Origin of the sequence: Rhizobium freirei PRF 81, from assembly GCF_000359745.1 — a bacterium.
In the GTDB taxonomy this organism is placed as follows: Bacteria; Pseudomonadota; Alphaproteobacteria; order Rhizobiales; family Rhizobiaceae; genus Rhizobium; species Rhizobium freirei.
On sequence record NZ_AQHN01000056.1, the window covers coordinates 356,120 to 371,839 of the forward strand.

Annotated in this window: 16 protein-coding genes; 6 read left to right on the forward strand and 10 right to left on the reverse strand. The window is 60.4% G+C overall.

Going from position 1 to position 15,720, the window contains the following annotated elements:
- Positions 1-252: 252 nt before the first annotated feature.
- The 6 genes from RHSP_RS13660 to RHSP_RS13685 all read right to left on the reverse strand — a co-directional run bounded on the left by RHSP_RS13660 (position 253) and on the right by RHSP_RS13685 (position 6,057).
- Positions 253-582, reverse strand: a complete 330-nt coding sequence (locus RHSP_RS13660) for an L-rhamnose mutarotase (protein WP_004117775.1) — start codon at positions 580-582, stop codon at positions 253-255.
- Positions 583-595: 13 nt separating this feature from the next.
- On the reverse strand, positions 596-1,708 hold the full coding sequence (locus RHSP_RS13665) for a mandelate racemase/muconate lactonizing enzyme family protein (RefSeq protein ID WP_004117777.1): 1,113 nt from the start codon (positions 1,706-1,708) through the stop codon (positions 596-598).
- Positions 1,709-1,719: 11 nt separating this feature from the next.
- On the reverse strand, positions 1,720-2,817 hold the full coding sequence (locus RHSP_RS13670) for an ABC transporter ATP-binding protein (RefSeq protein WP_004117779.1): 1,098 nt from the start codon (positions 2,815-2,817) through the stop codon (positions 1,720-1,722).
- Positions 2,818-2,822: 5 nt separating this feature from the next.
- Entirely contained in the window at positions 2,823-3,689 is an 867-nt protein-coding gene (locus RHSP_RS13675; RefSeq protein ID WP_037151762.1) for a carbohydrate ABC transporter permease, read from the reverse strand.
- 2 nt (positions 3,690-3,691) lie between these two features.
- Positions 3,692-4,585, reverse strand: a complete 894-nt coding sequence (locus RHSP_RS13680; RefSeq protein WP_037151767.1) for a carbohydrate ABC transporter permease — start codon at positions 4,583-4,585, stop codon at positions 3,692-3,694.
- A gap of 188 nt (positions 4,586-4,773) precedes the next feature.
- Positions 4,774-6,057 (reverse strand): type 2 periplasmic-binding domain-containing protein, encoded by a 1,284-nt coding sequence (locus RHSP_RS13685; RefSeq protein ID WP_420820094.1) that lies wholly within the window; start codon positions 6,055-6,057, stop codon positions 4,774-4,776.
- Between the two features lie 213 nt (positions 6,058-6,270).
- On the opposite strand from RHSP_RS13685, the gene RHSP_RS13690 reads away from it, so the two are divergent.
- The 4 genes from RHSP_RS13690 to RHSP_RS13705 all read left to right on the forward strand — a co-directional run bounded on the left by RHSP_RS13690 (position 6,271) and on the right by RHSP_RS13705 (position 9,706).
- On the forward strand, positions 6,271-7,062 hold the full coding sequence (locus RHSP_RS13690; RefSeq protein ID WP_004117787.1) for an IclR family transcriptional regulator: 792 nt from the start codon (positions 6,271-6,273) through the stop codon (positions 7,060-7,062).
- 65 nt (positions 7,063-7,127) lie between these two features.
- Positions 7,128-7,964 (forward strand): amidohydrolase family protein, encoded by an 837-nt coding sequence (locus RHSP_RS13695; protein ID WP_004117788.1) that lies wholly within the window; start codon positions 7,128-7,130, stop codon positions 7,962-7,964.
- A gap of 31 nt (positions 7,965-7,995) precedes the next feature.
- Positions 7,996-8,541, forward strand: coding sequence for a MaoC family dehydratase (locus tag RHSP_RS13700; RefSeq protein ID WP_004117791.1), 546 nt, complete (start codon positions 7,996-7,998; stop codon positions 8,539-8,541).
- Between the two features lies 1 nt (position 8,542).
- Positions 8,543-9,706, forward strand: coding sequence for a CaiB/BaiF CoA transferase family protein (locus RHSP_RS13705; RefSeq protein WP_004117794.1), 1,164 nt, complete (start codon positions 8,543-8,545; stop codon positions 9,704-9,706).
- 330 nt (positions 9,707-10,036) lie between these two features.
- Here RHSP_RS13705 and tal read toward each other — a convergent pair whose 3' ends face one another.
- On the reverse strand, positions 10,037-11,002 hold the full coding sequence (gene tal / locus RHSP_RS13710; RefSeq protein ID WP_037151774.1) for a transaldolase: 966 nt from the start codon (positions 11,000-11,002) through the stop codon (positions 10,037-10,039).
- Positions 11,003-11,506: 504 nt separating this feature from the next.
- Between tal and RHSP_RS13715 the strand changes: the two genes are divergently transcribed.
- Complete coding sequence (locus RHSP_RS13715; protein WP_037151777.1) at positions 11,507-12,496, forward strand: sugar-binding transcriptional regulator; 990 nt, start codon at positions 11,507-11,509, stop codon at positions 12,494-12,496.
- Between the two features lie 114 nt (positions 12,497-12,610).
- Here RHSP_RS13715 and RHSP_RS13720 read toward each other — a convergent pair whose 3' ends face one another.
- Positions 12,611-13,483, reverse strand: coding sequence for a methylated-DNA--[protein]-cysteine S-methyltransferase (locus RHSP_RS13720; RefSeq protein ID WP_004117802.1), 873 nt, complete (start codon positions 13,481-13,483; stop codon positions 12,611-12,613).
- A gap of 111 nt (positions 13,484-13,594) precedes the next feature.
- Positions 13,595-14,098 carry a DUF2244 domain-containing protein gene (locus RHSP_RS13725; RefSeq protein WP_037151780.1) on the reverse strand — a complete coding sequence of 168 codons (504 nt, stop codon included), beginning with the start codon at positions 14,096-14,098 and terminating at the stop codon, positions 13,595-13,597.
- A gap of 22 nt (positions 14,099-14,120) precedes the next feature.
- On the opposite strand from RHSP_RS13725, the gene nth reads away from it, so the two are divergent.
- Entirely contained in the window at positions 14,121-14,900 is a 780-nt protein-coding gene (gene nth / locus RHSP_RS13730; protein WP_004117807.1) for an endonuclease III, read from the forward strand.
- Here nth and RHSP_RS13735 read toward each other — a convergent pair.
- Positions 14,897-15,619, reverse strand: coding sequence for a sulfate transporter family protein (locus RHSP_RS13735; RefSeq protein ID WP_004117810.1), 723 nt, complete (start codon positions 15,617-15,619; stop codon positions 14,897-14,899). The two genes, nth and RHSP_RS13735, sit on opposite strands and share 4 nt — an antisense overlap.
- Between the last annotated feature and the right edge of the window lie 101 nt (positions 15,620-15,720).

Genomic DNA, 15,720 nt, shown 5'->3' on the forward strand with positions numbered 1-15,720 from the left:
GGTGGGGTGACCTCTCCCCTTGCGAGAATGGCAGCGCTATGCGCCCGGAGCATCACCCGCACCTGCGCATTCCGGGATATGCCCCTCATCCGGCCTGTCGGCCACCTTCTCCCCGTTTTGACGGGGAGAAGGGGATGGGCGCACCCTCCGTCGTCTCTCACCTTTACAAGGATCGAAAGGCTGCTCCGAAAAAGATCGTCCCCTCTCCCCGCCTGCGGGGAGAGGGCTAGGGTGAGGGGCTCTTGTCGAACATTAGCCATGATGAAACACCTCCTCCATCATGGCCCACCACTCGCCCTCCTTGCGGGTTTCGAGCGGCTTCTGGCAGGGGATGCAAACGGACCACCATTCCTGGTTCTTCGGGCTTGCGGCCATCTTGCGCATATCGGCCTCGAAATCCGCGCCGACATATTCCCAATAGCCGAAGAGCAGGTTTTCCGGCTCCTTCAGGAAGATCGAATAGTTGGTGATGTTGCACTCGGAGATCAGCGCCAGGATCTCGGGCCACACGGCCGCGTGAAGCGCCTTGTATTCCGCAACCTTGGCCGGCTCCAGGCCGATCACCATTCCCATCCGCTGCATGGCCAGTTCCTCCTCAGCCGTGGATTTCCCGGGTGAATTCGCCGATCGAGCGCGCCTTCACCGCTTCCCAGTCCCAGGCGATGCCGATACCGGGCTCGGAGGGCGCCAGCGCCTTGCCGTCGACGATCTCCATGCCCTTGGTGGTGAGATCGTCGAGCTGCGGGATATATTCGACATATTTGCCGTTCGGCACGGCGCAGGTGAGGCTGACATGCAGCTCCATCAGGAAATGCGGGCAGACCGGAATATCGAAGGCTTCGGCAGCATGCGCCACCTTCAGCCAGGGCGTGATGCCGCCGATGCGGGCAACATCCACCTGCACGATGGAGCAGGCGCCCTTCTGCATGTATTCACGGAAATGCCGGATCGAATACATTGATTCGCCGACCGCGATCGGCGTCGGCGTCGATCGGGTCAACCGGATATGGCCGTCGAGATCGTCGGCCGGCAGCGGCTCTTCGATCCAGGCAAGATCCAGCTCCTTGAGCCGCGCCGCCCGGCGGATCGCCTCATCGACGGTAAAGCCCTGATTGCAGTCGGTCATGATCTCGAAGCCGGAGCCGAGTGCCAGGCGCATCGCGGCCAATCGGTCGTAGTCCTCTGAGCCATGCGGCTTGCCGATCTTCACCTTCGAGCCGGAAAAACCCTTGGCCTTCGCCTGCAGGGCGTCTTCGACCAAGGCTTCCTTGTCGATATGCAGCCAGCCGCCCTCGGTCGTGTAGAGCGGACAGCGGTCCTTGGCGCCGCCGGCAAGCTTCCAGAGCGGCAGGCCCTGCTTCTTCGCCCGCAGATCCCAAAGCGCCGTGTCGACGGCCGCAAGTGCCAGCGCGGTAATAGGCCCGATGGTCGTTGCATGGGTAGCGAATTCCAGTCTGTGCCAGATCGCCTCGATGCAATCGGCATCCTCGCCGATCAAAAGCGGCACCAGATGATCGGACAGCAGCCGCATGACGGACGAGCCGCCGGTGCCGATCGTATAGCTATAGCCCGTGCCGACTGCGCCATCGGAATCAGTGATGGTAACGATCGGCGTCTCCTGGCTGACGAAGCTCTGGATCGCATCCGTCCGCTTCACCTTCGGCGGCAGATCGACCATGCGCAGCTCAATTTTTTCGATACGTGCCATGGGACGTTTCCTCAGATTGCCAGGCTCTTGCCGGTTTCGGTGGAAAAGAGGTGCGCCTGACTGAGGTCGAAGCTCATCTTCAGCTGTTCGCCGCTCTTCAGAGAGCGCGGATTGAGCATGCGCGACACCCATTCACGCCCCGCGAATTCGACGAAGACGAGCGTTTCGTTGCCGAGCGGTTCGGTGATGGCGACGGGCAGCGTCAGTTCGTAAACGGCTGTCTCAGCGCCGGAGTGCAGGCCGTGACCCGTCGGGAAGATATCGTCGGGCCTGAGACCGAAGGCGACCTTTTCGCCTTCCTTGACCTTGCCGGCAAACTGGCTCGGCAGCGGCAGACGCTCACCATTCTTGAAGGTGAGCTCGCCGCCCTTCAGCGTCGCCTCTTCGATATTCATCGGCGGCGAGCCGATGAAGCCGGCGACGAAGCGCGTGGCGGGCCGCTTGAACACTTCATCCGGTGTGCCGACCTGCTCGATATAGCCATCACGCATGATGACGATACGGTCCGCCAGTGTCATTGCCTCGACCTGGTCGTGGGTCACGTAGACCACCGTCGACTGCACCTTGGCATGCAGCTTCTTGATCTCGGTGCGCATCTGCGTGCGCAGCTTGGCGTCGAGGTTCGATAGCGGCTCATCGAAGAGGAAGACTTCGGGCTGGCGCACGATGGCGCGGCCCATGGCGACGCGCTGGCGCTGGCCGCCGGAAAGCTGCGCCGGACGGCGATCCATGAGCGCCTCGAGGCTGAGGATGGCGGCGGCCTCGTTCACCCGCTTGTCGATCTCTGCCTGCGGCTGCTTGGCGATCTTCAGCGAGAAACCCATGTTCTCGCGCACCGTCATATGCGGATAGAGCGCATAGGACTGGAACACCATCGAGATGTTGCGATCGCGCGGCGGCAGGTCGTTGACGACGGTATCGCCGATCTCGATCGTGCCGCCGGAAACCTCTTCCAGGCCGGCGATCATGCGCAGCGTCGTCGACTTGCCGCAGCCGGAGGGACCGACGAGCGCGATGAACTCCTTGTCCGCGATGTCGAGATCAATCCCGTGGACGATTTCCAGTGCGCCGTAGCGCTTGACGAGTTTTTTGAGGGAAACCTGAGCCATTAAGATCAACCTTTGACCGCACCGAATGTCAGACCCGACACCAGATGCTTCTGAATGATGAAAGTGAGAGCGAGCGCCGGAACGATCATGACGACAGCCAGTGCGCACATGCCGCGCCAGTCGATGGTGAACTCGGCCGTATAGTCGAGCAGACCGACGGGCAGCGTCTTGGAATCGACGGAGCGCGTCAGCTGCGAGGCCAGTGCATATTCGTTCCAGCAGGTAAGGAAGGCGAAGATGCCGGCCGATGCGATGCCGGGACCGGCAAGCGGGAATTCCACCTGCCAGAAGGCCTGCCAGCGCGTGCAGCCGTCGATCTGCGCGGCTTCGGCGAGATCCTTCGGCACCTGCCGGAAAAAGCCGTCGATCAGCCAGATGGTGAAAGGCACGTTGAGCGCGACATAGGTGAGGATCAGGCCGAAATGCGTGTCGATGATCCCGAGCCGCGCGTAGACCATGAAGAGCGGCAGCGAGAGCGCCACGCCGGGCACGGACCGCGTCAGCATCAGCCCGAGGAACACGGCCGACTTGCCTGAGAACCGGAAGCGGGCGAAGGCATAGCCGCCGGACATGCCGATGACGAGCGCAATCGCGGTCGAGGTGATGGAGATGATCAGCGAATTGCGGAAATAGTCCCAGACGGGAATGCCGCCCTGCCCCACGCCGCCGAACATGGCACGATAGGCTTCCAGCGAAAGCTCCTGCGGTATCCAGACCGGCGGCTTCGCCATGATTTCCACGGTGGGCCTGAGCGAACTGATGATGATCCAGAAGCCGGGCAGGCAGATGATGAGCATCGCGAGGAAGAGGCCGATGAGATAGGCGACTTTCCACAGGCGGCGGTGCAGGCGTTGTTGAGCGTTGCGATCCATGATTACCACTCCGCTCCGATCTGGGTGCGGGCAAGCGCCAGCTTACGGAAGAAATAGACTGTGAAGGCGATCGAAAGGATGATCGAGACATAGGCCATGGCGTTGGCGAGACCCATCTGCGCATCGGCATAGGCGGTGCGTCCGACCAGCGTCCAGATCAGCTCCGTGCGCCGCGCCGGCCCGCCATCCGTCATGATCTTGACGATGTCGTAGGCACGCGCAACGTCGAGCGAACGGATCGTCATGGCGATGAAGGCAAACGGCATCAGGAACGGCCAGGTGACGTAGCGGAAGGTCTGCCAGCTGGTGCAGCCGTCGACCTTGGCGGCCTCGACCGGCTCCTGCGGCATGGCGAGCAAGCCTGCAAGAATGAGGATCGCGAAGACCGACGTCGACGACCAGACTTCGGCGATGACGATGGAGAGCAGCGCCAGATTGCCGTCGATAAGCCACGGTATGGCGTCGTTGGTAATGCCCAGCGACTGCAGCGCATTGTTGATGATGCCGACATTGTCGTTGAACATGAACTTGAACTGGAAGCCGACGAGCACGGGCGAGAACATCATCGGAAACATCATCAGCGTGCGCAGCACGCGCTTGCCGTGGGTCGCCTTGTTGACTAGGACAGCCAATCCGAGGCCAAGCAGCATTTCCAGATTGAGCGCGATGGTCAGCAGCACCACCGTGCGCACGAAGGCGGCCAGAAACACCGGGTCGGTCAGGATGCGCATGTAGTTGCGCAGGCCGATGAAGGTAAAGAGCGTCGCCGGCTTTGTCAGTCGAAATGGCGTGAAGCTGGAATAAAACGAGAGAAGCAGCGGAAACAGCACCACCGCGACAAGGACGATAATCGCAGGGAGAAGAAGCAGGACCGGCGGAGATATCTTTTTGAACATGGTTTGCACCTGTCGGCATTCCTCGGCAGCGTGGCCCGGACTGCTTGGAATGGATTGCGCGAGGACGAGACCCGGCACAAAACCGGCAGGCACGAACCGGCCCCTCGCGGCGCCAATCGAAAGCCATTCTCGAAGTCAGTTTGCGGAAGTCCCGCGCATTTCGGGGCGCGGGACTTCGATTGCATCGCTTAGAGCGCGCCGGCGTCCTTCAGGATATCGGTTGCCTTCTGGGCCGCGGCATCAAGCGCCTGCTTGGAGCTTTTATCGCCAAGAATGGCCGCCTGAAGCTCGGGATAGACGACGTTGGAAATCTCGATCCACTGCGGCGTGCGCGGAACCGGGAAGGCGTATTTCATCGATTCCTGGAAGGTGCTCAGCACTTCCTTCTTGTAAGGGTCGGAAGCAGCCTGCTGGATATCCCAATCCCATACGGCCTTGCGGGTCGGCAAGGTGCCGTTCGCAGCTTCGAGCTTCTGCGAGTCGTCGTTGGTCAGGAACCAGACGAGCGAAGCGGCCGCGTCCTTATGAGCGCAGGCTTCGGTCACCGAGAAGCCATGATGGCCGGACCAGCCGGTGTGCTTGCCGGAAGAGCCGGCAGGCTGCACCACGACGCCGACATTGCCGGCAATCTTCGAAGACTTCGGATCGTTGAAATAGGTCGCCCAGCCCGGCCAGTCGAGATCAAGCGCGATGGAACCGGACGCGAAGCCGGCGCCGAGGTCGTCCCACAGATAGTTGGTCGTACCGGCCGGAACGGCCTTGGCCTTGTACATGTTGACGAACCAGTCGAGCGCACGCACGCCGGCTTCGGAGTTGAAGGCAGGCTTGCCGTCCTTGCCGAGATACTCGCCGCCTTCAGCGATCAGCATTTCATAGAAACGGCCGTTGATGGCCTCTTCCTTGCCGGGGAACTGCGTGCCGAAGAAGTTCGGCGGATTGGCGAAGAACGTCGCCTGGTCGGAGACTTCTTTCCAGGTCTTCGGCGGCGCAAGATCGTAGCCGTACTTGTCCTTGAAGGCCTTCTTCTTGGCGTCGTCCTTGTAGAGGCTCTTCTGATAGTAGAGCGCCGAGACGTCGAACTGGGCGCGCGGCAGCATGACCAGGCGGCCGTCGATGGTCGAGGCCTGGATGGTCGAATCGACGAACTGGCCGATTTCTTCCTTCGGCAGCAGCTTGCCAAGGTCGGTGTAAAGGTCGGGATATTGCGGCGCGAAGGACGAATGGTTCGAGCCGACGCACCAGGAAATGCTGCCAGACGCCATGTCGGACTTGATTTCCTTGTCGAGTTCGAAGTGGTTCTTCTTGGACAGAATGTTGACCTTGGCGCCCGTCGCCTTCTCCCACTCGGCGATGCGCGCATAAAGCGGCTCATACTGCTGTCCGCCGATGAGCTTGGCGTCGATCGTCACGCCCGAAAATTTGCCCGGCAGATCGGCGGCGAAGACCGACGTGCCCGCAAGCAGTGCCATCATGCCGGCAGCAAGACCGGCCCTCCAATTCCTCATCGAAATTCCTCCCTTAACATCGGACCCCTTGTCCGACTGCCCTCTCGATCCAAATATGGATCAATGATTTATAAGTAAACATCTTATTCATTGGCCGTCAAGCCAGGATCGCGCGCTTGTAAAATGCATTCATTCATATATGAATGATAGTTCATGTTTCTTCGCATGGGGGACTTGCGGATGAGTGTAGAAGACGACAGTGATCGCTATCGCGCGCCAGCCCTGGACAAGGGGCTTGACATATTGGAGCTGCTCGCAACCATAGACGGCGGCTTGACGCAGGCGGAAATTGCCAAGGCGCTTAACAAGAGCCCCAACGAATTCTATCGCATGCTCGATCGCCTGGTGCGGCGCGGCTATGTGCAGCGGCAGGACGGCGACCGCTTTTATCTGACGCTGAAGCTGTTCGGACTTGCGCATTATCACGCGCCGGTGCGCCGTCTCGTCTCCTTCGCAACGCCGCTGATGCGGGAGTTCTCAAACCGTGCCGAGCAGGCCTGTCACCTGGCGATCTATGATCGCGGCTCCGTCGTCGTCATCGCTCAGCAGGATTCGCCGACCTATTGGGGTATTTCGATTCGCGTCGGCGCCCAGATCAATCTCTACAATACCGGCTCCGGCCACATTCTTCTGGCATTCAAGGATGAAAAGCAGCGCCAGATGATGATCAACGAGCAGAGGCGCCAGGAGCAGGAAGCGGAGGAGCCGCCGGCCGATCTCGAGGAGAAGCTGCTGGCGATCCGGGAAAAGGGCTTCGAAACCATGAACAGCCTGCAGACGAGCGGCGTGCACAATATTTCCGCGCCCGTTCTGGCGATGGACGGCAACGCATTGGCCGCCCTCACCTGCCCCTATATCGAACCCGTGAACCCGAAGGCGCCGACGCGCGAACAGGTCGTCGAATATGTGCGGGAAGCGGCAAAGCAGATCTCCGAAACCGTGGCCGGCACGGTGGACAAGGCCGAGCTATAATTTTTATTTGAATAAATTATTCTTCTGTGAGTATATGTTGAGCAAGCAGGTATGGGAGGAACGCCATGCTTTTCGACAGCCATCTGCACATCGTCGACCGGAAGCGCCTCGCCTATCCTTGGCTCGCTAAGGCCGGCGCGCTCAACCGCGACAGCCTTTACGAAGACTATGCCCGCGAGGCCAAGCGGCTTGGGATTACCGACACGCTTCACATGGAAGTCGACGTCGCCGAGAGCGACATCGAGCGGGAAACCGACTATGTCAAAAGCCTGAGCAGCGATCCCGGCAACCTGCTGCGCGGCGCCATCGCCGCCTGCCGTCCCGAAAGCACAGATTTTCCCGCCTATCTCGAACGCGTACTCGCAGACCCCTTCGTCAAGGGTTTCCGCCGGGTTCTGCATGTCGTGCCGGATGACGTTTCCGAGGGTGCGCTCTTCCGCGAAAACCTGAAGCGGCTTGGCAATACGCGGCTCACCTTCGATCTCTGCGTCTTGCCGCACCAGATATCGAAGGCGGTCGCGCTCATCGACCTCAATCCCGACATCAGCTTCGTGCTCGACCATTGCGGCGTGCCGGCGGTGAAGGATGGGCTCAGCGAAAGCTGGTCGTCAGGTATCGCCGAAGTCTCGAAACGCCAGAATGTCATCGTGAAGATCTCCGGCGTTGTTGCCTATGCCGATTCCGACAATTGGTCGCAGGAAACGCTGCGTCCCTTCGTCGAGCATTGTATCGCAAGCTTCGGCTGGGATCGTGTCATCTGGGGCAGCGACTGGCCGGTCTGCACGCTCGGCGGCAATCTCTCCACTTGGGTCGCAGCAACCCACGCCCTGATGCAAGGCGTAAGCGATGACGAACGCAATCGGCTCTATCATCTGAATGCCAAGCGCCTCTGGTCTCTCTGAGACAAGACGCGTTTCCACCGAAAGAACTGCCATGACCGCGACTGTCGGCATATCCAGCACTCATCCGAAAACCATGCCGGCCGATCACGCCGAAATTCCCGTCTGGAACGCGGAAAACTGGTTCTACGAGGATTTCGAGATCGGCCACAAGATTCGTTCGCTGCGGCGCACGATCTCCGAAGGTGAGTCCCAGCAATTCAATGCGCTGGTGCTCGACATGCACCCTTATGTCAGCGATCAGATCTTTGCCGAAACCGAGGGCCTGTTCGGCAAGCGGCTGGTTGCCGGCGCCTTCGTCTTTTCGGCCGGCCTCGGACTTGTCGCCACCAATTGCGTCAACGCCTTTTCCTATGGCTATGACAAGCTGCGTTTCATCAAGCCGACGTTCATCGGCGACACCATCTACACCATCCGCACCAATCTGGATAAGCAGCCGAAATATGCCGAGCTTGGCCTGATCCGCTCGTCTTACGAAGTCTTCAAAGGTGAAGGCGAGCTGGTGCTCTATTGCGAGCATATCCAGACCGTGCGCTACAAGAACGGCCGGCCGGCGGACGCGCCGCCGCTGAAAGCCTGATATGAACACGGAAAATCACGAAGGCCTGCTCTCCGGCATTCTCGTGCTGGATATGAGCCAGTTTCTTGCCGGCCCGATGGCGGCGCTGCGGCTTGGCGATCTCGGCGCGCGCGTCATCAAGATCGAGCGCCCCGATGGCGGCGATCTCTGCCGCCGGCTCTATCTCAGCGACACCGAGATCGGCGGCGATTCCACGCTCTTCCACGCCATCAACCGCGGCAAGGAGAGCTTTACCGTCAATATGAAGGATGAAAAAGACCTCCAGGAACTGCGCGCGCTGATCGCCAAAGCCGACGTCGTCATTCAGAACTTCCGCCCCGGCGTCATCGAAAGGCTTGGTCTCGACTACGCCTCCGTTGCCGCGATCAATCCCCGCATCGTCTATGGCAGCATCACCGGATATGGCCCCGATAATGAATGGCGTCACTTCCCCGGGCAGGATCTGCTGGCCCAGGCCCGCTCCGGCGTCATGTGGCTGAACGGCGAGGCCGATGACGGCCCCGTGCCCTTCGGCCTTGCCGTCGCCGACATGCTGGCCGGCAATCTCCTCGTTCAGGCCATTCTCGCGGGGCTGGTGCGGCGTGGCGTAACCGGGCGCGGCGTGCATGTGGAAACGAGCTTGCTGGAGGCGCTGGTCGATTTCCAGTTCGAAGTGCTGACCACGCATCTCAACGACGGCGGCCGCCTGCCGAAGAAATCCGCCGTGCGCAATGCCCACGCCTATCTCGCCGCCCCCTATGGCGTCTATCGCTGCGCCGACAGCTGGCTGGCGCTCGCCATGATGCCGCTGGAAAAACTCGCGCCACTACTCAATCTGCCAGCGCTCGCCAACTACACGCCTGATGACGCCTTCCAGCGCCGCGACGAGATCAAGACCATGATCGCAAGCCGCCTGCAGGAGAAGACAGTTCGGGAGTGGCTCGCCATCTTGGAGCCCGCCGACATCTGGGCGGCGGAAGTGTTCGACTGGCCAAAACTGCTGCAAAGTGCGGCCTTCCGCCAGCTCGACATGCTGCAGACGGTGACCCGCGATGACGGCACGTCCGTGCGCACGACGGCAAGCCCGATTCGGGTGAATGGAATGCGCGCCAAGAACGATATGGCGGCGCCGACGATCGGTGAGCAGTCGGACAAAGTCAGGGCGGAGTTTATTGGGGATCGGTAGGTCATCGCATACTTCGCATCTGCCGCACCCGTGATACCCCCCTCTGTCACTGTCGTGACATCTCCCCCACAAGGGGGGAGATCGTTGGGGCGCATTATACCGCTCCTAGGAGCCGATAATTCAGCAAGTCTCAGTGCCAGTCGTTTGGCACCAGCAGCGCTGCGGGTTACCAATCTCCCCCCTTTTGGGGGAGATATCACGAAGTGACAGAGGGGGGTGCGCAGGTGCGATAAACTCAAAGTCCCAACCTATCACTTAAAACAAAAAGGGCGCCGCATCCCTGCGACACCCCTGAGCAGCCACTCCCCAAAGAGAGAGCCAATTTCACCTTCAAGCCGCAGCGAGCTGCAGTTCCTTGCTGACCATGGCACGCAGCGTGCCGAGATCCTTGGCGAAGGCGCGGATGCCTTCGGAGAGCTTCTCGGTTGCCATCGCGTCTTCGTTCATCATCCAGCGGAAGGTCTTCTCGTCGACCGCGATCTTTTCGACCGAACCCTTGTTCTCCGGCGAGAGCTTGCGCTCCAGCTTGCCTTCGTCCTTGGAAAGATCGTCGAGCAGGTTCGGGCTGATCGTCAGTCGGTCGCAACCGGCCAGCGCTTCGATTTCGCCGGTGTTGCGGAAAGAGGCGCCCATGACGATCGTCTTGATGTCGTTGGCCTTGTAGTAGTGGTAGATGTCGCGCACCGAGATGACGCCCGGATCTTCCTCAGCCGTGTAATCCTTGCCGGTCGACTTCTTGTACCAGTCGAGGATGCGGCCGACGAAGGGCGAGATCAGGAATGCCTTGGCGTCAGCGCAGGCAATAGCCTGCGCCTTGCTGAACAGCAGCGTCAGATTGCAGTCGATGCCTTCCTTCTGCAGCACTTCGGCGGCACGGATGCCTTCCCAGGTGGAGGCGAGCTTGATGAGGATGCGATCACGCTCGATGCCGCGCTCCTTGTAGGAAGCGATGATGGCGCGGGCCTTGGCGAGCGAGGCTTGCGTATCGAACGACAGGTCGGCGTCGACTTCGGTCGAAACACGACCGGGAACGAGACCGGAAAGCGCTGCGCCGACGGAGATTGCCAGACGGTCGGCAACGGCAGCCGTAACCGCTTCGGAGGCACCGCCCTGCCTCTTGCCCCAAGCGACGGCTTCCTTGATCGCATCGGCGAACATCGGCGTGCCGAGCGCCTTCAGCACGATGGTCGGGTTGGTGGTGCAATCCACCGGCTTGAGGCGCGCGACGGCCTCGATATCGCCGGTATCGGCCACCACGGTGGTCATGGCGCGGAGTTGGTCAAGCTTGGAAGTCATAACAGGTATCCTTGTTGAATGAGGCCCATTGGGAAGCGGAGATTTGGGGCGGCGTGTCTCGTCCGGTCGGCGGACGGCTTGAAGGCATCAGGCAGAATACGCCCTTCCTTCTCCTATGTATCGGTAACGGGATAAAAAGCGCGAAAGTTCCATTTCCGGTGAACGGCCGAGCGGTGAAGAAACAATCCTCCGGAGACAGGCTTTCCACCGGCGCCGGGCGCCCTACATGAACCCCCGTCCGGCCTGGAACCTGCTCGGAGCAACACTCGCACATTGTCCTCCTCGATTGGACAGAACCGAATTCCTCAGCCCCGACTATCAGCAATCCCGCAAGGAAAAGTCAAGGACATTTGCGCAATTCAATTGACATAAGTTTCATGCCATAGAATATCGGCAGAAGAAGAGCCGATCCCGCCTGCTCCTGTCATCCGCCATTGCTCCTTTTCATTTTCCGGGGCGATCATGACGCTAAATGGCGCATGCGACAATCTTGCCGGAGGACCTGTGGCCAAACTGAGACGCGGGACACATACCGCCTATTCGGAAACCTCGTCGCTGAGGCTTCGTGCCGCGTGGCTCTATTACAACCAGGGCCTGACGCAGAAGGACGTTGCCGAACAGCTCGGCATCAGCCGCACCACGGTTATTCGTCTGCTGGATGAGGCCATGCGCCGCGCCGAAGTGCAGATCTGGATCACCGAAGGCATCGACGACTGCGTGGAGCTGGCGATCAAGCTCGAGCGCACCTATGGGCTCGATGAAGCGATCGTCGTTCCGGAGCCTGCCGGCGGCAATGTCAACGCCCAGGCAAAGAGTGTCGGCCTGGCGCTCGGCCAGTTTCTCACGGAAGCCATCCCCGACAATTATACGATCGGCGTCGGCTGGGGCCGGACGATGACCGCATCGCTCGCAAGCTTCCGCCCTCCCCGTCGTGACAATTGCAAGGTGGTCTCCCTGCTCGGCGGCATCGTCGCCGTCCATCAGACCAACCCGATCGACTATACGTGGCGCCTGGCAAGCCAGCTCGGGGCGGAATGCTATATGTTCCTGGCGCCGCTGCTGGTCGACTCGATCGAGACCAAGCGCAATCTGATCGAAAAATGCGGCCTCGAAGCCATCTACCGGCTGGCGGAGAACCTCGATCTGGCCATCGTCAGCTGCGGCGACATCGGCCCGCACTCGACCTCGCTGTCGGAGGGGTTCATCTCGAAGCGCGAACTGGAAGAGCTGATCGAAGCGGGCTGCGTCTGCGACACCATGTTCAATTTCCTCGATGCCGAGGGCAATTCCGTCGATCACCCCATCAACAAGCGCGTGATGTCCGTCGATCTCGATACGCTGAAAAAGGCAAAGCACATCGTCATTTCCTCGGGCGGCGCGCACCGCGCCCAGGCGATCAGCGCCACCATCAAGCGCATCGGCTGCAATACCTTGATTACGGATGAAAGCGCTGCCAAGGCGCTGCTGCAGATGGCGATGGCGAAGGCGGCTTGAGGGCGTTTCGGCGGGGAACTCCACATTCGACGAAAGTGCGATACCCCCCTCTGTCACGAAGTGACAGAGGGGGGTATCGCGGGCTCGGCAAACTACCAACCTGCGAAAATACCCTCAAACATCCCCCGCTTCCCATCCCAGCATTGCCCGCTTGCGCGTCAGCCCCCAATGATATCCGGTGAGCTGCCCATTCTTGCCGAGCGCGCGATGGCAGGGCACGACGAAGGAGATCGGGTTGCGGCCGACAGCGGCGCCCACGGCGCGCATCGCCGTCGGCTGGCCGATATCCTTGGCGATGTCGGAGTAGGTCACAGCACGACCCATCGGGATCTTCAATAGGCTTTCCCAGACGCGAAGCTGAAAATCCGAACCGATCAGCACGACGCGCAACGGCTGGTCGCTCGACCAGTTCGATCGCTCGAAAATGCGCCCGGCGTAAGGTGCCGTCGCATTCGGATCCTCGATGAATTGCGCATTCGGCCAGCGGCAGGTCATGTCTGCCAGGCAGGCCTTCTCATTGCCGGCATCGCTGAAGGCGAGGCCGGCAAGACCGCGATCGGTGACCATGATCAAAGCAAGGCCGAAGGGAGAGATGTGAAACGCATAGCGCATCACCAGACCGCTGCCCCTCGCCTTCCATTCACCCGGCGACATCGCCTCATGCGTGACGAAGAGATCGTGCAGCCGGCTCGGACCGGAAAGGCCGACTTCGAAAGACGTCTCCAGAAGCGGCAGATCCTCCTTGCGCAGCAGCCGCTTGGCATGATCGAGCGTGACGGCCTGAAGGAAGGCCTTGGGCGACAATCCGGCCCAGCGCGTGAACGTCTTCTGCAATTGCGTCGGTGATTGGCCGAGCCGGTCGGCAAGCATCTCCAGCGACGGCTGGTCGCGATATTCCTCAGTGATGAGCTCGATGACTTCCCGCACGGTCTCGTAATCCTGGCCTTCCGGGGTGATGTCTTTTTTCAGCTGTGCAATCGCATTCATGATCTTTCTCCTTGGAAAGGAGAAAACCACGGCAAGAGGGCTAAAACCACCCGATTCTTGCGCAAGTAGTCTCTCTGCGAAAATGTGATCGGCCTGCCTCGCTCTGCCCGCTCATATCCTCTGCGTGACCGTCGCCAACGCGCGTTTGAAGGCCTTGGCAAAGCTCTCGCGATCTTCGGGGTTGAGGAAGGAGCCGACATCGGTGTCGTGGCTTCTGTCGCGGACATGCATCGACACGACGCCGATCTCGTGGTGGCGGCAAACGAGGAAACGCGTCCAGAACGGATTGAAATCGTGCTCCACCATGCGGCCTGTCGGCGAGAACTTGCGGATGGACACATTGGTACGCGATACCGTCACCTCTTCGCGCACGCGCCCCGAGCGGTAGTTCAGCCAGAAGGCGCCATAGAGCAGGAAGAAATCGGCGCCGAAGAAGATGCCGATCGGCCAGGCGCCGCGCGTGACGAAGACGAAGCTGTACAAGAGGCAGAAGACGCCGGCCAAGGCCAGCATGACCTTAAATCCCTTTCGCCCGAGCGAGCGGTGGGGAAACAATTCGGCTGCGAAAACCGGCCTGTTGCCGTCTGCAGCCGTATCGGCGTTGCGTTCAGTCATAGGACTTGAGTATAGGTCGTTCATGGCAAATCCAAAGATCAAATCCAGCGCTCAAATCGCGAAAAAGTCAAATGCGACCGCAGGCCGCAAGCCGGCTGCAAAAAGCCTCTATTCCAAGGCGGACCTGGAAGAGATCTTCCGGCGCTTCTCCATCCAGCGGCCGGAACCGAAGGGCGAACTCGAGCACGTCAATCCCTTCACGCTCGTCGTTGCCGTCGCGCTTTCGGCGCAGGCGACCGACGCCGGCGTCAACAAGGCGACGCGCGCCCTCTTTGCCGTCGCCGACACGCCGCAGAAGATGCTGGATCTCGGCGAGGAACGCATTCGCGAATACATCAAGACCATCGGCCTTTACCGCAACAAGGCAAAGAATGTCGTGGCGCTATCGGAAAAGCTGATCGCGGATTTCGGCGGCGAGGTGCCGCGGACGCGCGAGGAGCTGGTGACGCTGCCGGGCGTCGGCCGCAAGACCGCAAACGTCGTGCTGTCCATGGCCTTCGGTCAGGCGACGATGGCCGTCGACACGCACATCTTCCGCATTGCCAACCGGCTGCTGCTGGCCCCCGGCAAGACGCCGGATGAGGTCGAGCAGCGGCTGATGAAGATCATCCCCGACGAATATCTCTACCATGCGCATCACTGGCTGATCCTGCACGGACGCTACTGCTGCAAGGCACGCAAGCCGGAATGCGAACGCTGCGTCATTGCCGACCTCTGTCGCTCGCCGGAAAAGACCTGGGATATCCCGGCGCCGCTGGTCGAACTGCCGGCGCAAGTCATCGGCTCGGAAGCCGCAAGCTAAGAACGCCGGACCTGCACACTGGTCTCCTTGTGTAAAATCAGCTTGTGCAGATGCACCATCATCCCGGCCGCAAACAGCGGCGTCAGCAGATTGAGCAATGGGATGGCCAGAAAGGCCGCGATCACCAGACCGGCGAGGAATACCGTGAAAGCGTGTTTGACACGAAACTCCCGCGCCTCGTCCGGCGAGCGAAAGCGCATGGCGGCGAATTCGAAGAATTCCCGGCCGAGCAGATAACCGTTCACCAGAAAGAAGGCGACGAGATTGACGCCCGGAATGAACAGCAGCAGCAGCGCCACGATATTGCCGACGATGACGACGCCAAGAAACCGTACCGAGCTTTTCATCGCCGCAGCGATCGGCATGGCGATTCCAGGAACGTCGGAAGGATAGTCGCGCTTTTCTACAACTTCCGCGACATCATCGAGAAAGAGGCCGGCAATCAGCGCAGTGACCGGCGAGATCAGCAGCGCCATAGCCAACGCCAATGCGATGCCAGCGAAAATACCAAGGAAAAGCGTGAGCCAGCCCGTCCAGTCCGCAGTGGACGGCATGATGCCCTGCAGCCATGGCAGAACGAAGGAATTGAACGCGCCGCGCAATGCAAACCAAAGCACGACAAGCGCCAGAAATGTCAGGCCGAGAACCTTCCAGAAGACCTTGCGCGTCTCGGGCGCAAAGAGATTTTCGAAGGCAAGGCGGGCAGCAAGGACAATCATATGGTCGAGCCTCGTGGTGGATAGCTTGACACCTAGGACGCGATTGCATCGATATCAATATCTCGCCAAACATGTGAGTATGGCCAATTAAAAAAATGTAT

What these genes read in the sequence shown, in the direction of transcription:
- RHSP_RS13690 (WP_004117787.1), top strand. Translation starts at nt 6,271, where the DNA reads ATGAGTGTAGAAGACGACAGTGATCGCTATCGCGCGCCAGCCCTGGAC.
- RHSP_RS13680 (WP_037151767.1), bottom strand. Translation starts at nt 4,585, where the DNA reads ATGTTCAAAAAGATATCTCCGCCGGTCCTGCTTCTTCTCCCTGCGATT.
- RHSP_RS13705 (WP_004117794.1), top strand. Translation starts at nt 8,543, where the DNA reads ATGAACACGGAAAATCACGAAGGCCTGCTCTCCGGCATTCTCGTGCTG.
- RHSP_RS13660 (WP_004117775.1), bottom strand. Translation starts at nt 582, where the DNA reads ATGCAGCGGATGGGAATGGTGATCGGCCTGGAGCCGGCCAAGGTTGCG.
- RHSP_RS13695 (WP_004117788.1), top strand. Translation starts at nt 7,128, where the DNA reads ATGCTTTTCGACAGCCATCTGCACATCGTCGACCGGAAGCGCCTCGCC.
- RHSP_RS13670 (WP_004117779.1), bottom strand. Translation starts at nt 2,817, where the DNA reads ATGGCTCAGGTTTCCCTCAAAAAACTCGTCAAGCGCTACGGCGCACTG.
- RHSP_RS13665 (WP_004117777.1), bottom strand. Translation starts at nt 1,708, where the DNA reads ATGGCACGTATCGAAAAAATTGAGCTGCGCATGGTCGATCTGCCGCCG.
- tal (WP_037151774.1), bottom strand. Translation starts at nt 11,002, where the DNA reads ATGACTTCCAAGCTTGACCAACTCCGCGCCATGACCACCGTGGTGGCC.
- RHSP_RS13700 (WP_004117791.1), top strand. Translation starts at nt 7,996, where the DNA reads ATGACCGCGACTGTCGGCATATCCAGCACTCATCCGAAAACCATGCCG.
- RHSP_RS13675 (WP_037151762.1), bottom strand. Translation starts at nt 3,689, where the DNA reads ATGGATCGCAACGCTCAACAACGCCTGCACCGCCGCCTGTGGAAAGTC.
- RHSP_RS13725 (WP_037151780.1), bottom strand. Translation starts at nt 14,098, where the DNA reads ATGACTGAACGCAACGCCGATACGGCTGCAGACGGCAACAGGCCGGTT.
- RHSP_RS13685 (WP_420820094.1), bottom strand. Translation starts at nt 6,057, where the DNA reads ATGATGGCACTGCTTGCGGGCACGTCGGTCTTCGCCGCCGATCTGCCG.
- nth (WP_004117807.1), top strand. Translation starts at nt 14,121, where the DNA reads ATGGCAAATCCAAAGATCAAATCCAGCGCTCAAATCGCGAAAAAGTCA.
- RHSP_RS13720 (WP_004117802.1), bottom strand. Translation starts at nt 13,483, where the DNA reads ATGAATGCGATTGCACAGCTGAAAAAAGACATCACCCCGGAAGGCCAG.
- RHSP_RS13735 (WP_004117810.1), bottom strand. Translation starts at nt 15,619, where the DNA reads ATGATTGTCCTTGCTGCCCGCCTTGCCTTCGAAAATCTCTTTGCGCCC.